This window comes from Cyanobium sp. ATX-6F1 (genome assembly GCF_047395825.1).
GTDB lineage: Bacteria > Cyanobacteriota > Cyanobacteriia > PCC-6307 > Cyanobiaceae > ATX-6F1.
In genome coordinates, this window is record NZ_JBCEBF010000002.1 from 137,325 (window position 1) to 150,586 (window position 13,262).

The 13,262-nt window shown below is 66.0% G+C and carries 17 protein-coding genes and 3 pseudogenes; 9 read left to right on the top strand and 11 right to left on the bottom strand.

The genetic code is table 11. The features are described 5' to 3' along the window. The first annotated feature begins 136 nt into the window (after nt 1–136). Together AAF143_RS10515 and AAF143_RS10520 are read left to right on the top strand one after the other, a co-directional pair. Complete coding sequence (locus AAF143_RS10515; protein WP_255010603.1) at nt 137–691, top strand: GNAT family N-acetyltransferase; 555 nt, start codon at nt 137–139, stop codon at nt 689–691. Nucleotides 692–699: 8 nt separating this feature from the next. After that, entirely contained in the window at nt 700–1,014 is a 315-nt protein-coding gene (locus tag AAF143_RS10520; RefSeq protein ID WP_255010604.1) for a SemiSWEET family sugar transporter, read from the top strand. 59 nt (nt 1,015–1,073) lie between these two features. Here AAF143_RS10520 and AAF143_RS10525 read toward each other — a convergent pair whose 3' ends face one another. After that, nucleotides 1,074–1,949 (bottom strand): transglutaminase family protein, encoded by an 876-nt coding sequence (locus AAF143_RS10525; RefSeq protein WP_255010606.1) that lies wholly within the window; start codon nt 1,947–1,949, stop codon nt 1,074–1,076. Nucleotides 1,950–2,138: 189 nt separating this feature from the next. Between AAF143_RS10525 and AAF143_RS10530 the strand changes: the two are divergent. The 4 genes and pseudogenes from AAF143_RS10530 to AAF143_RS10545 all read left to right on the top strand — a co-directional run. Beyond that, nucleotides 2,139–2,390: pseudogene (locus AAF143_RS10530) on the top strand (flavin reductase family protein); the annotation flags it as partial. Between the two features lie 193 nt (nt 2,391–2,583). Next, on the top strand, nt 2,584–2,988 hold the full coding sequence (locus AAF143_RS10535; protein WP_414027053.1) for a hypothetical protein: 405 nt from the start codon (nt 2,584–2,586) through the stop codon (nt 2,986–2,988). Between the two features lie 49 nt (nt 2,989–3,037). After that, a complete protein-coding gene (locus AAF143_RS10540) occupies nt 3,038–3,247 on the top strand; it encodes a hypothetical protein (RefSeq protein WP_255010615.1) in 210 nt (69 codons plus the stop codon). A 135-nt stretch (nt 3,248–3,382) separates the two neighbouring features. Beyond that, on the top strand, nt 3,383–4,045 hold the full coding sequence (locus AAF143_RS10545) for a hypothetical protein (RefSeq protein ID WP_414026994.1): 663 nt from the start codon (nt 3,383–3,385) through the stop codon (nt 4,043–4,045). Nucleotides 4,046–4,242: 197 nt separating this feature from the next. Here AAF143_RS10545 and AAF143_RS10550 read toward each other — a convergent pair whose 3' ends face one another. The 4 genes and pseudogenes from AAF143_RS10550 to AAF143_RS10565 all read right to left on the bottom strand — a co-directional run bounded on the left by AAF143_RS10550 (nt 4,243) and on the right by AAF143_RS10565 (nt 7,102). Next, a complete protein-coding gene (locus AAF143_RS10550; RefSeq protein WP_255010621.1) occupies nt 4,243–4,962 on the bottom strand; it encodes a GAF domain-containing protein in 720 nt (239 codons plus the stop codon). 129 nt (nt 4,963–5,091) lie between these two features. Continuing rightward, nucleotides 5,092–5,523, bottom strand: coding sequence for a VOC family protein (locus AAF143_RS10555; RefSeq protein ID WP_255010622.1), 432 nt, complete (start codon nt 5,521–5,523; stop codon nt 5,092–5,094). Nucleotides 5,524–5,690: 167 nt separating this feature from the next. Beyond that, nucleotides 5,691–6,215 carry a hypothetical protein gene (locus tag AAF143_RS10560; protein ID WP_414026995.1) on the bottom strand — a complete coding sequence of 175 codons (525 nt, stop codon included), beginning with the start codon at nt 6,213–6,215 and terminating at the stop codon, nt 5,691–5,693. Between the two features lie 81 nt (nt 6,216–6,296). Then, a pseudogene (locus AAF143_RS10565) lies at nt 6,297–7,102 on the bottom strand (prohibitin family protein). Between the two features lie 190 nt (nt 7,103–7,292). Between AAF143_RS10565 and AAF143_RS10570 the strand changes: the two are divergent. From AAF143_RS10570 to AAF143_RS10580, 3 genes are all read left to right on the top strand, one after another. Then, nucleotides 7,293–7,940, top strand: coding sequence for a hypothetical protein (locus AAF143_RS10570; RefSeq protein ID WP_255010625.1), 648 nt, complete (start codon nt 7,293–7,295; stop codon nt 7,938–7,940). Between the two features lie 447 nt (nt 7,941–8,387). Further along, a complete protein-coding gene (locus AAF143_RS10575; protein ID WP_255010626.1) occupies nt 8,388–8,867 on the top strand; it encodes a DUF427 domain-containing protein in 480 nt (159 codons plus the stop codon). A gap of 157 nt (nt 8,868–9,024) precedes the next feature. Beyond that, entirely contained in the window at nt 9,025–9,204 is a 180-nt protein-coding gene (locus tag AAF143_RS10580; protein WP_255010627.1) for a hypothetical protein, read from the top strand. A 190-nt stretch (nt 9,205–9,394) separates the two neighbouring features. Here the strand turns inward: AAF143_RS10580 and AAF143_RS10585 are convergent, their stop codons facing one another. The 6 genes and pseudogenes from AAF143_RS10585 to AAF143_RS10610 all read right to left on the bottom strand — a co-directional run bounded on the left by AAF143_RS10585 (nt 9,395) and on the right by AAF143_RS10610 (nt 13,159). After that, the gene (locus AAF143_RS10585; RefSeq protein ID WP_255010629.1) at nt 9,395–9,529 is read right to left on the bottom strand and encodes a hypothetical protein; all 135 of its coding nucleotides are present in this window, start codon (nt 9,527–9,529) and stop codon (nt 9,395–9,397) included. 24 nt (nt 9,530–9,553) lie between these two features. Further along, a complete protein-coding gene (locus AAF143_RS10590) occupies nt 9,554–10,204 on the bottom strand; it encodes a hypothetical protein (RefSeq protein WP_255010630.1) in 651 nt (216 codons plus the stop codon). Between the two features lie 193 nt (nt 10,205–10,397). Then, on the bottom strand, nt 10,398–10,814 hold the full coding sequence (locus tag AAF143_RS10595; protein ID WP_255010632.1) for a type II toxin-antitoxin system VapC family toxin: 417 nt from the start codon (nt 10,812–10,814) through the stop codon (nt 10,398–10,400). Continuing rightward, nucleotides 10,811–11,053, bottom strand: coding sequence for an AbrB/MazE/SpoVT family DNA-binding domain-containing protein (locus AAF143_RS10600; protein ID WP_255010634.1), 243 nt, complete (start codon nt 11,051–11,053; stop codon nt 10,811–10,813). The genes AAF143_RS10595 and AAF143_RS10600 overlap by 4 nt, the downstream gene beginning before the upstream one ends. Nucleotides 11,054–11,591: 538 nt before the next feature. After that, complete coding sequence (locus tag AAF143_RS10605; protein ID WP_255010636.1) at nt 11,592–12,122, bottom strand: DUF4236 domain-containing protein; 531 nt, start codon at nt 12,120–12,122, stop codon at nt 11,592–11,594. A 123-nt stretch (nt 12,123–12,245) separates the two neighbouring features. Beyond that, nucleotides 12,246–13,159: pseudogene (locus AAF143_RS10610) on the bottom strand (histone deacetylase). Nucleotides 13,160–13,262: the final 103 nt, after the last annotated feature.

Below are 13,262 nucleotides of genomic sequence, written 5' to 3' on the forward strand. Positions count from 1 at the left end.
TCTCAACCAGGGCAGGCAATCACCGGCCCCTGGGCGAACCATCCTCTGGGAGATCGCCGCCGGGTTGGCCCATGGGGGCACCGATGGCCAACGCTCGAAGGCCCGCGGCTGATCGTTCTGAGACATCGACGCGGCCATGGCACCTCCGCTGCAGATCCGCCCTTTTGAGCCGGCCGACTGGCCGGGGGTGTGGCGCCTGCTGGAGCCGGTGTTGCGCGCCGGCGAAACCTTTCCCCACGACCCGGCGATCAGCGAAACCGAGGCGAGGGGCCTGTGGGTGGAGCAGAGCCAGGCGGTGATGGTGGCGCTCGATGCCACCGGGGCCCTGGTGGGCACCTACTACCTCAGGCCCAATTCCCTGTGCCTGGGTGCCCACGTGGCCAATGCCGGCTATGTGGTGGCGGAGCCGTGCCGGGGGCAAGGCCTCGGCAGCTGCCTCTGCCAGCACTCGCTCCAGGCTGCCCGGCAGCTCGGGTTTCGGGCGATGCAGTTCAACCTGGTGGTGAGCACCAACACCGCCGGCCTGCGCTGCTGGGAGCGCAACGGCTTCCGCACCGTCGGCGTGCTGCCCGGGGCATTTCGCCACAAACAACGGGGCTATGTGGATGCCCTGGTGATGGTTCAGGCGCTGGTGGAGGCTCAGGCTCAGCCCAGGGAACATCCACCTACCGCCCTAGCCTCAAAGCCCTGACAACCTCCATGGCTCAACCATCAACAACCATTGACCTGCTGGGCTACGGGGCCGCCACGCTGACCACCCTGAGCTTCATTCCGCAGGCGATCAAGACACTGAGACGCGGGGACACCCGTGGCATCTCCCTGAGCATGTACAGCCTGTTCACCAGCGGCATTGCCCTGTGGCTTGTCTACGGCGTGTTGACGCGCAACGGCCCGCTGATGGTCGCCAATGCCGTCACCGTCGTGCTGGCCGGCCTGATTCTTCAGCACAAGCTGCGCGACCGGTTGAAGGAATGGCGCCAACCTCCCCATCGAGCAACAGATCAAGACGACTGAGGGAGTCAGGACGGCGGCGAGGGCCTCGCTTCCTTCCGTCGCCCGCTGGCCGTTGCTGATCAAGGTGCCCACTCCAGCTCAGGCTCCGCCTCCGTCGCCTTGACGCTCACGCTGTAGGTCATCTGCGAGCCCACTCCCGTGCCGCGGTAGGTGCCCGTGACCGGAGCCGCCAGCCGGTGATCGGGCGCGGCGGCGAGGGCCACATGGCCATCGGCGACGGCGAGGCCGAGGCTGGGGTCGTAGCCGCGCCAGCCGCCGCCCGGCAGGTAGACCTCCGCCCAGGCATGCAGCTCGTGTTCGCTCACCTCAGGGGGATGGTGCATCGAATAGCCACTCACGAAGCGGGCCGCGAGACCCTGGCTGCGGCAGGCCTCGACGAACAGGGTGGCCGTGTCGCGGCAGGCACCGCTGCGGGTCTGCAAGGTCTGCTCCGCCGTCATCGGATCGCCATCCAGCCGTCCGACATGGTGAAAGCCCGAGTGGATCTCGTCGGCCAGCCGCATCAGAAAGGCCGTGGTCGATCGATCAGCCGCCTCGGCCAGGGCCTCCGCCCAGACCCGCACCGATCCTGATGTCGCCGCTCCCATGGTCGGCGCCAGGGAGTCGGCCGCCTCAATCGGGTAGGCCACGGGGAGCTTCTGGGCCGCCCCATGGGTCTCGATCCAGCCGAAGGGGTTCTCGAGCAGGGTTTCCACCACCGATTCCATCTCGATCTCCAGTTCCGCCCGCTCCCGGTCGAACCAGACCACGAGCGCATCGGTGCCGTCGGGTTCCACGATCCGGCTCATGCCGGCGGGCTCCTCCCTCACATGCAAGTGATGCTGCACCAGCCGCTGGTGGCCGTTCTGCTGCGGGGTGAGCCGCACCGTCATCGGCTCCAGGAACACCGGGCGGTCGTAGACGTAGCGCAGCGCATGTCGGATCTGGAACAGCATCGTCAGCCCGGGTAAGTCACACCGCCACCCCAAGCCTACGGACAGCTCACCGCCCTCGGGACTGGGGGGGTTGCTGCAGCATGGGAGCCCCTGACTGCGGCCCGTTGATGCCCGGACCCGAGCCGATTCGCTCCATCGACCCCGACAGCCTGGATGGGGGCGCTCTAGCGGCTCTGCACCAGCGTGGTGGTGCCGCGGCCGATTGCCTGGGTCAGCAGCATCAGCGGCGAGGGCCAGCCCAACCTGGCGCCGTTCAGTTTCTTCAATGCCGTGAGTGATCAGCCGGCGGTGCTGATGGTCTCGATCGGTGCGCGGCCTGATCGGGAGAAGGACACCCTGCGGAACATCCGCCAGACCCGTTGCTTTGCGGTGCATGGGGTGGATGAGCGGCTTGCCGGGGCGATGAACATCACCGCCACCGACTTCCCACCCGGCAGCAATGAATTCGAAGCCGCCGGACTGATCGCCGTGCCCGGTACCACGTTCACGATGGCGCTGGGCCAGGTGGTGATGGTGCACGTGCAGGAGCGTTGCCTGGGGGACGTGTTCGAGCTGGTGCGGCCGCGGCTGGGTCTCCCCATTCGGGGGATGCACAACGGGATGGGCAGAGGAGATCGTGAAGAGATCAAGGGTGATGAATCCCACCAGCACCCCCTCCACCATGAACCGGCCCTCAACCATTGCCATGACCCTCGGCGGCGGCCTTCTCGCCGGAGCCCTGATCACCTACGGCAACGTCGTCGCCAACCCCAGGAAGGATCCCCGCTTGGCCGAGCGTGTGGAAGCCCAGGCCCTTGCCGGCCAGGCCCAGGGGGTATCCGCCCCCTCTGCTGTGGTCGAGCGCTACTCCTGCGAACTGGCCACCAGGTTGCAACTCCGCGAACCGAATTCGTATCAGCCGATCAGCTTTGAGCAGGCGAGCGATGACGCGGCCCTGGTGTTCCGCAGCCGCGATGGCTCCGGCGGATCCACCCAAGGCAAGGCGGTCTGCACCAACGAAGGCGACGGCGTTCGCTCGAGCCTCGTCGCTCAGCACTGAACACCCCGACCCAACTGGCGGCACTGGAAGCCTGACCAACACCATCTCCATGAACACCAAAAACTCCCTCCTGCAACGGCTCCTGACCATCGCCCGGCCCTCCCCCGGCGAACGCGCCCGGGCTGGTGTGGTCTGCCTGATCGGGGCGGCCTTTGCCTTCATCTCAGCCTTCTTCAGCTACGCCCTGCTCTGGCCCGCACTGCTGGCGATCTGCGCCTTGAGCATCGCCGGTGCACTGCTGCTCCTCTCCGTGGAGTAGCAACGATTGAGCAGCCCATGGCTCCCGGTGGGTAGGAGTCAGCCGCTGCCCTTGATGCAGGCTTAAGAACACAAGCCGAGAGGCCGTTGCCTTTTACAGCCACTTAGATTCAACCAATCCTGGATTTCAGCTTTCGTGGTTTTTCAGAGATCTGAATTGCTCAGATCCATCGCCCCCCATGTTGTCGCCGCAGCGGGGCTGCTCCTGGCACCGCTCGCCGCAGGCGCCGCACCGAATGGAACATGGCTGTCGCAGCCGCAGATCTGGTTTTACACCTCAACCAATGGAATCAGCCAGGTCATGGCTCAGATTCGCGCCGTTCACTACAACGTGGTGTTTCTGGATTACCGCAAGGTGTCCGATCCAATGCAACAGCAGGTTGCCCAGGAAGCCCGTCGGCAAGGATTGATGCCTGTGGTCTGGGTGCAATCCCCTCAGTACCGCTCGCTGACCATCCCAGACCTGCTGCATGAGGCCCGCAACGGTGATGGAATCCAGGTGGATGATCACTTTTTGCAAACTACAGCCTGGCCGATTTCTATCGGCTTCGTCAGCTCTACACCAAGCCGATTTTCTGCAGTATCCAGCCCTTCCAGGCTGGACTGGTACCTCCCGGCGGCTGCAATCAGCTCGACGTGCAGTGCTACACGGCGCAGACATTCCAACAATGTGTCAAAACGGCCGACCGACTGGGGGCGGTGGTCAGCTTGTCGGCGACGCACACCCTTCGCTATCAAACGACGTTGGGTGCACGTCTGTTCAATACGTTTCTCTGGCCGGGGTGAGCAGCGCGGCTGAACGGCTCCAGATGGCTGGCGGCCAGGGGCCTCGACGTTCAACTGGTTCAGGCTTCAAGGATCAGGGAGATCGCGACTGGGCATGGGTCTCCTGGAGCTGATTCGCCGACCGGAGCTCAGGTCAGCCGCGCTGGCTTCTGCTGAGCGGGCGCGATCCCCTGTGAGGGGGCCACGGGAGCGTCAGCCACATCCGCAGAGTCAAGGATGGCCGGCGTCCTGCTGGCGCATCGCCTCAGCCACCTCAGGAAAGTGCTTGTCGATGCAGGCCTCACACACCCCATGGGTGAAGGACACATCGGCATGCTGCTTGATGAAGGCCTCCACACTCGACCAGTAGCCCGCGTCGTTGCGGATCGCCTTGCAATAGGAACAGATCGGGATCAGCCCCTCGATCAGGTTGATTTTCTCCAGGGCCTCAGCCAGCCGGGCGGACACGCGCCGCAGCTCCAGCTCGGTCACCACCTGGCGGGCGATCCCCTCCAAGGCCCGGATCTGGGCGGCGTTCAGCTCCCTCGGCCTGTGGTCGATCACGCAGAGGGTGCCCAGGGGCAAGGCCTCCGGCGTCAGCAACGGGACGCCCGCATAGAAACGGATGTTGGGCTCCGAGGTCACCAGGGGATTGGCGGCGAAGCGCGCATCGAGGTGGGTGTCCTCAATCACCAGGATCTTGTCTTCGAGAATGGCGTGGGCACAGAAGGAGACGTCCCGGCTGGTTTCCGTGGCCTCCAGGCCGAACGTCGATTTGAACCACTGACGGTCCGTGTCGACCAGGCTGACCAGGGCGATGGGCACATCGCAGATGTAGGCCGCCAGTGCGGTCAGATCGTCGAAGGCCCGCTCGGGCGCTGTGTCGAGGATGCGGTAGTCGCGAAGGGCTTCCAGCCGCTCGTTCTCTCGCTCGCTCAGTGGCGCCTTCATGGGCATCAAACCGAAGGATCCTGATGTCCCTTGGCCCCATTGTCGGGGCCACTCCCCCGGCTCAGCAGCGGCTTCACGTTTCCTCACCGCTCCCCTGCCCCGACCAGGGACTCAGATCAGAGCCTCAGATCAGAGCCGCTGGTGCAGCTCGATCACGTTGCGGTCGGGATCCCGCAGGAACAAACCGCGGGCCTGGCCGCCGAAGTCCACCGGCCCGGCGCTGGGCTCCAGGCCCACGGCCCGCAGCTCCTTGATCGCGGTGTCCAGGTCGTTGCAGAGCAGGGCGAAGTGGGTGAGGCCCGCCGGTTTGTCAGGGCCGTCCATCAGCACGTTGGCCGCGGTCGCCGTGGGCGCATTGAGGATCAGATTGAGTTCCAGGCCGCTGGGGTGGCTGAGGATCGCCACCGGTTCAAGGCCGATCGGCCCAGCCACGAACTGAAAACCGAGCCGGGCGTAGAAGGCCGCCGATCGCTCCAGGTCGTGAACGCGGATCCCGATGTGGGCCAAGCCACCGAGGCCGGAGAGCACCGTTGGAACGCCAGTCGGAGGCGGGGTCGTCATGGCATGCGCTCCCTCAGGGGAGCTCGGTGGACGTCAATGGTGATGATCACACTGGAAGGCCCCGGTGCGCGCTCACACCAGCGCAGGCGCCACCTGGGGCAGGCCGTTGGCGCCATAGACCCGCTCCAGCACCAGCTCCCGGCCGGGCGTGCTCTGCCAGCGGAGCGTCACCGCCAGGGAGTCGCCGATGCGCCGCTCCAGCGCTGTGGTGAGGGTGAGGTCGGCGCTGAGCTGCCAGGTGCAGGCAGGGCCATCGACCCCCTCCAGGACCGCCGCCCGCAGGGCGCCGCCGGAGCCGGATCCGCCAGTCCGGGACGGGCCTCCACCACCACCACCACGCTCTCGAGCCGTTCGGCGCCGTGGCGCACCACCACCCGCCGGCGGCGCTCGCCGTCCACCAGGCAGAGCTCCATCACCGCGAACCAGGGACCGGTCCTGTCGGGGCCGAGGCTCCAGTGGCCCTCGGGGCTGATCGCCATCAGATCCGGCGGCTCGGCGAAGCCCATCGTGGCCACCTTGCCGGTGTTCAGGTAGGTGAGGGCCGCTTCGATCTGGCCGCCGCTCTCCTGCACCAGCAGACGTGTGCCGAAGCGCTCGCTCTCAACGCCGCGTCCATCCAGACGGATGAAGCAGCCCTCCCAGACGCCGGCGTTGTGGGCCAGCAGGACGGATCGGCGATCGAAGCTGGACACCGGCGGGGGAGGGGCGAAAGGATCTCGATGGTGGCGGGGATCGTGGTGAACAGCGTTGCTGGGCCGTCACCAGCACGGAGATCAACGGCGCCCGTTGACGATCACCGGATTGCCGCCCCCAGCCGCCCCCGGCAGGGCGGGCACCACCGAGGTCTGGCCATCCCACTTATCGAGGAACAGTTTGTAGAGCACCTGGTCATCGAGGCTGGAGTTGAGGGTCTGGTAGCGCTTGGCCTCCTGTTCGGCGATCAGCACCTCGGTCTGGGCCCGCAGCAGCTGTTGCTCGGCGATCTGCTTCTGCTCGATCGCGGCGCGGTACTCCTCGGCGATCTGCAGGCCGGTCAGATCCAGACCCTGGACGGTCACGTAGTCGAACTTGCGCAGCTCATCGGCGACCTTCTCCTGCACCAGTTCGGAGATGGAGTTCCACTCCGTGGCGATCGTCACCAGTTCGTACTGGGAGAACACGGACTTGAGCGCTTTGAGCAGCGAGGGCTGAATCACCCGCGGATAGATCTGCTGGTCGTCCGTGGCGATCGTTTCGTAGACGCGGCCCGCCTCGTCGGGCTTCATGGCGTACTTCCACCGTGGCGGTGGCCTGGATCACCTGCAGATCCTTGGTGAGGGTGGAGAACTGCTCCGGCTTCCACCTGGGTGCGCACATCGAACAGCGAGGTGTTCTGGGCCAGGGGGATCTTGAAGTTGGCCCCCGGCTGCCTGGGCACTCCGGTGACCTTGCCGAGGGTGGTGACCACCGCGACGGTGCCCGCCGGAACGATGAACACCGTCTGGGTCAGCAGCAGCAGGACGACCAGAATCGCCGCAACGGTCAGCTGCCAGAGGCCACCGAAGCCGTTGTCTGCGCCGGAGCGCATCGGAGATTGCATGGGCGGCCTGAATCCTTGGGGGTGCGACGACCCTAGGGGGATGGGCCCGCCGGCGAGCCTCTGGCCGGGGCTTGCTCGCTGCCGCTGGGGGGATGCGTTCACCTCTGTGACAGGTGCCCTCAAGGCCTCAGGTGCTGTTGGCGTGAGGCATGACGTTCCCTAGCGTTGCTTTCTCTGGTGCAAGGGCACGGTGCAGGAGAACCATCTCGTCAAGGACTGCCTGCGCCGCCAGAACGGTGCGCTGCTGTTCATGGCACCGGAGTGGAGCGAGGCCCAGCGAGCGGTGCCCTGCCAGATCGTGGATGTCTTTGCGCTGCAGGTGGTGACGGGTTTCACCCGTGATCCGCAAGGGACGTTGCTGCTGGAGGCCCATCCCTCCGTGGCGGCGGGCCGCAGCTGGTCGCTGTCCAAGGCCGCTCAGCTGGCGCGGCTTGACGCCAGACCCGAGCGGTGGGTGGTGCTGCAGCGGAACAACAGAGCCTGGGGGCTGTTCTGGGCAGGTGGCGGACTGCATCGCTGCCGCCAGGAACTGCTGGCCAGCTCGGAATCGCCAGCACTCAGCTCAGCGATCGTTCCGGTCACTCCGGAGGCCGTGCTGCGGCTGGTCCTCAATCTCGATGTCGACGACACCGCCCCCGCCGCGACGGCTCTTCTGACCCATGCCCCGCTTGCCGTCGTGGGTGGTTCCGGAGTCCTGAAGGCCGTGCTGTGGACCTCCCTGGCCTGGCTGGCCGTGCTGGCTCTGACCGCGGCCGGCTTCCTGGGAGTACTGCGCGAGCAGGACCGCAAGCTGGAGCTGCTGCTGGAGCGGCTGCCCGCACCGGCTGCGCATCGCTGATCTGACCTGCTGAGCTGAATGGCGGAGCTGCCCCGCACGCAGGACCCCAAAGGCAAGCCGGTGGACGCCGGCCAGTGCCATGGCTGGTTCGCCGAGCGCCTGCGAGCCCCAGGATTGATGGGGTGGGGCCCAGGAGTGAGGTTTGCCGTACTGACACAACGGCCCAACGGATCTATACATGAATCAGAGGCCTCGACCAGGGCGGTTCCAACCAGTTCCCTGCAACCGGCCCGAGGGCGCCCGACACGGGGCGCCCTTTTCATTGGCTCCAGGAACCCCACCGTCACCTGCCCATGGGCAGCGCCAGCGCCAGCAGCAGCGCCAGCAGCCACCAAGGGATCAGAGCCGTGACACCATCGCGGACCAGGGCCCGATCGAGAGGCGGCGATCACCGATCGGAGGGAGGTGGAGCCATGGTGGAGCCATGGCCATCAAGGGAGCGTTCGAATGGATTCACCAGCCGCGGAGAAAGCCTCCGACTATCCCCGGCCCCCGGCCCTGCGGGTCTGCCACTCCCATGTGCTGGTGCGGGCCCTCGGTGAGCTGCTCTGCGACACCCGGCAGTCGTTGCAGGTGCTTGAGACCTTCCATCCACCCACCTACTACCTACCACCGGAGTCGATCGCGCTGCAATGGCTTGAGCCGGTGCCCGGCCGCAGCTTCTGTGAGTGGAAGGGTGTGGCCCATTACTTCGATCTGGTGGTGGGGACGCGGCGGATCGAGCGGGCCCTCTGGCACTACCCCGAGCCGAGCGCGGCCTTCGCGGCCCTGGCGGGCTGGTTTGCCCTCTATCCAGCCCAGATGGACGGTTGCTGGGTGGATGGGGAACGGGTGCGCCCCCAACAAGGGGGCTTTTATGGCGGCTGGATCACCAGTGCCGTCAGCGGCCCGTTCAAGGGAGATCCCCTCCACCCGGAGCTGATCTGAGGCCACCCTTCCCCGATGGGCAGCCGCCAGCCCAGGAGCCCTGAACTGGTGCATCAACGGGGCAACCCCTGGCCCTGTGCAGGGTTGATCCCGCCCTGGGAAGGCCAAGATGTTTTGAGCGCAGATAGGATCGATTCAAGCCACTGTTGCCGCTCACTTGAACAAATTTGCTGGCCCCCTGCGCAGGGCTTTGATCTATGGCCTGATCAGCTATTTAGGGCTTGTTCTGATCAACAACTCAGAGCTGGATCTCCCCAATATGTGGATAGCTTATCTGCCGATGTTCATCGGCGTCTATGTGATCACGCAATGGCTGGATCGGAGGTTCGGGGGCTGAGAGCCTCGGCTGTGGACGCGTCTTGATCCATCGAGGACCAGGCGCTGCATGGTCAAACTCCGCCCCGTGGCGCCGCCCCCGCCGATCACGGACCGGCCGTGGGGTGCTCGAAGCTGATGGGCTGGGTTGGTCGACCATCACCCAAGGGGATCTGATCCGCCTGGCGGAGCAGGAGCAACAGGCCTTGCTCCTAACGCTGGGGGAACAGGAACTGGATCTGGGCCCGGATCGTCACGTCGCCGAAGAGATCGGGCTTCAGCACGTTGGCGTAGGCCTGCAGGGAGGCATTGATCGGCTGGCCACCCAGGCGGAACAGCCGACCCACGCCGCCCCCCACCGGCACGATCCACTACTCGCCACTGGGCGCCTGCCAGTTGGCGGTGATGACCGGCGAGGTCACCAGATACCAGCCGTTGGGCAGGTTGTAGTTGATGAACGGCTGCAGCAGAAAGGCGCTCACCGGGACGCGGTCGCTGGCGCCCGCGAACGACCAGACGTTGTTCAGGCTGCTGTCGCTGGCCGTGGGCAACACCAGGGTGGGGCCGAATCCGAAGGTCCAGGGCCCCCTGCCCTTGGGCACGAAGAAGAAGCTGGGGTTGAGATCACCGATGCCGCTTTGGGTGCCCGATGCGGTGGGTTGGCTCAGCAGCGGCAGGATCGTGCGGGTCACCAGGGTGAGGTCCTTGCTGAGCGCGAAGGGCACCACCGGCTGAATGTTGAGCACATTCAGGCTGTCCGCACCGTTCGGCCCGAGGCCCGGGGTGAGGTTGTACTGAAAGGGAAGGCTGACCAGGTTGGCGATCGGGTTCTGGGCCGCCGCCGCCAGGCCCTCGCTCTGGGCTGTGGTTTCGGCTGCGCTCGGCGCTTGGCTGGGTGCTTCGGTGGGGGTTGCTGTCGTCGCAGCGGTGGGCGGATCGGCCTGGGGCGGTTCTGCTGCGGCCGGGAGCATCGGAGCTGGCAGCAGCGTCGCGATGGCCAGAGCGAGCAGAAGGCGGACCATGCACCAGGGAGGGCAACGTCGGAGGCGGGATCCTAGGCCTGTCGTTCCAGACGATCTTGGAGGCCTGGCCGCTCAGCGCCCCCAGCCACCCAACAACCCCGATGGGACTGGGAACAACGACAGCAGGGAGCACGATCGCGAGAGCCGTCGTCGTGACCATAGGTTGAAGCCCGATCCGATGGCGAGGGCCTGGCTACGGCACCACCACGCGGGGCGACAGGTTGAGCTGGCGGATGCGCCGGGCAAAACCACGATCATCAAACGAGGCGATCGTCTCGCAGTGGCGGCAACTGGCGTGATGCAGGGCGTCGGCGAAATCAAGACCGGAGCGCAGGCCGGCCACCGCCTGCTCCTGGTCCGGGCGGTCTTCGATCTCAAGGCAGGGGTGGCTGAGCAGCTGATCCAACACCTGCAGCACCTGCTCCACCGGGAAGCCGTAGTAGCCCCGCAGCACCCACTCAAGTTCCAGGGTCACGGTCTTGGGCAGAAACAGATCCTGGCCGGATTCGATCAACTGGCGAGACGCCTGACGCTGGGCTTCGGTGGCGGCATCGCCCCTGGCTTCCTCCACGAAGTAGCGGGCCAGCACATTGGTGTCCAGCCCGATCATGGCCGCAGCAGGCTGGCGGCATCGAAGTCGACCGGAACGGGCGAGCGCTGGCTTTTGAGCAGTCCGAAGCCGCTGGCGGGCAGGGGCTGCTGCGGCCGCCAGGGCCGCAGTTCGATGTGGTCGCCCACCAGCTGGAAGCTGACGCAACTGCCCCGGGCCAGACCGAGTTGCTGGCGCAGGGCACTGGGGATGGTGACCTGCCCCTTGCTGGTCATCGAGCTGGTGCTGGAGGGATCCACGACCGAACGCCAAGGAGTATTACCAAGTAAGAATAGCGGGCCTGCTTACGGCCAACGGCCGCTGGCCTTGGCGATGGCGCCGCTGCAGCTCTCATAGCAAGCCGTTCCCCACAGACGACGACCCAGAGAACAAGCGGCTGTGGTTGCTTGCCCTGATTGGTGATCTTGTTGAGCGGCCATACACCACCAATGAAGCGGTGCTGGAAAGGGGCTGTGAGCTCGGCGAGGTTGTCGTGGCTGATCGGGAGCGTGCTCACGACAAAGCCCGGTGACGAGGCCACTGGGCTCTGAAGCAGTTGGGTTGGTGGGGGCGGAGCTGCTGACGCTGGCACCTGAGGCGAGGCCGTTAACGGTGCAGTGGACGGCGACAACGTCACACGCCGGGGAAGTCAGTGATCCGTCGAGAGTGTTGGAGCAGGGACCGGATCGTCAGCGCGCTCCTGGCTGATGCTCAGGTGGGGTGTCTTCCATGCTTTGGAGCCTCCCGGTTGTCGATGCACTCACCATCGTCCGGCCCTCTGGCAGGAGCCATAGGGGTTTATGCCTGACTCGGCCAGCCCCGGATCCTGGCCTGCCGGTGCGCCTCCTGAACCGCCTCGACGCAGCGCTTGGCCCTGCGCTTCAAGTCGTCCTGGCCCTGGGCCCGCAGCAGGTAGGCCTCCATCGCCTCGGCGGTTTCGATCACCGTCAGCAGCCCGCTGGTGCGCTCACCGATGGAGGAATCGTTCAACAAACGGCTCACCAGGTTCAGCTCCCAGAGCTTCGCTCCCATGCCGCCGGGCTGGAACAGCTGCTGGTGCAGCACATTCAGGCAGCTCGCCTTGAGTGCATCCAGCTGGCCGGGCCTGAGGCGACGGCTGTTGGGCAGGTCTTCTGCGGGGCCAGCCTCGACACTCCAGCTCAGCCCGGTGCCGGGCAACCCCACCGTGGTGCGGGCGCCGCCGGAGCGCGCTACGGGAATGTTGAAGGAGGCCCCAGGACCACCGAGCGAGATCGAGCTGAGGCCTGTTTTGGCGAAGTTGAAGCGCAACGGGCCCAGACGGGCGCTGCGGCGGTAGCGGAAGGGCATGGGAGCGCACCGACTCAGGGGCCAGGGTGTAGGCCGATCTTGCCGCCCCCTGCCTGGGGTCAGGTGAGGGCCTTGCGCGCCACCAGCCCGGCCCTCAGCCCATGGGCTCCAGCTGGACCAGCCCTAGAGCCTCAGCTGCCGAGCCGTCTCTGCCGCGGCGCGGAACACCAGGGAATGGCGCTCGACCAGAGGCTCCAAGGCGTCGTAGCCGCCGCCGATCACCGTGGCCACAGGGATGCGCCGCCTGAGGCAAAGCTCCAGCACCATCCGGTCGCGCAGCAGCAGACCGGTGTCGCTGAGGGAAAGCCGGCCCAGGCGGTCGTCGCGGTGGGGATCGACGCCGGCGTTGTAGAGCACCAGATCAGGCTGCACCTGCTCCAGCAGTTCAGGGATCCCTCCCCCTACCGCTGCCAGATAGGCGTCATCGTCCAGCCCATCGGCCAGGGGCAGGTCATGGTCGCTGGTCTGCTTGTGCAGGGGAAAGTTGCTGGCGGCGTGGGCCGACAACGTGAACACGCGCGGGTCACCGGCAAAGATCGCAGCGGTGCCATCCCCCTGATGCACGTCCAGGTCAATCACCATCACCTGGCGCACCGCTCCCTCGGCCAGCAGAACCCGTGCGGCCACGGCGACGTCATTGAAAATGCAGAACCCGCTTCCGTAATCCGGGAAAGCGTGGTGGGTCCCACCAGCCAGATGGCAGGCCAGTCCCTGCTGCAGGGCAAGCCTTGCCGTGAGAAGGGTGCCCCCACGGCCAGCCAACTACGCCGCACCAGGGGCCCGGTGGCGGGCAGGCCGATCCGCCGCTGCTCAGCCGGGTTGAGTTGATCGCGGGAGAATGCTTCGTGATACGGCCTGCTGTGAACCAGCTCGAGCTCCCGGCGGGAGATCGGCATCGGTGCATGGAACTGTTCGGGATGGGCCAGATCGTGCCGGAGCAGATACTCGTTCAACAGCCTGAACTTCGCCATCGGAAAGCGATGACTGCTCGGCAGTGGCACGGAATAAGCCGGGTGGTACACCAGTGCGGGACGCATCAGCGGCACGTCTGCATCGATGGCAGGCGCACTCGATGAGCGCAGTTTGCTGCCATGCGGACATCACAACCATCACAATAACCAGACATTTTAACAAGCATCG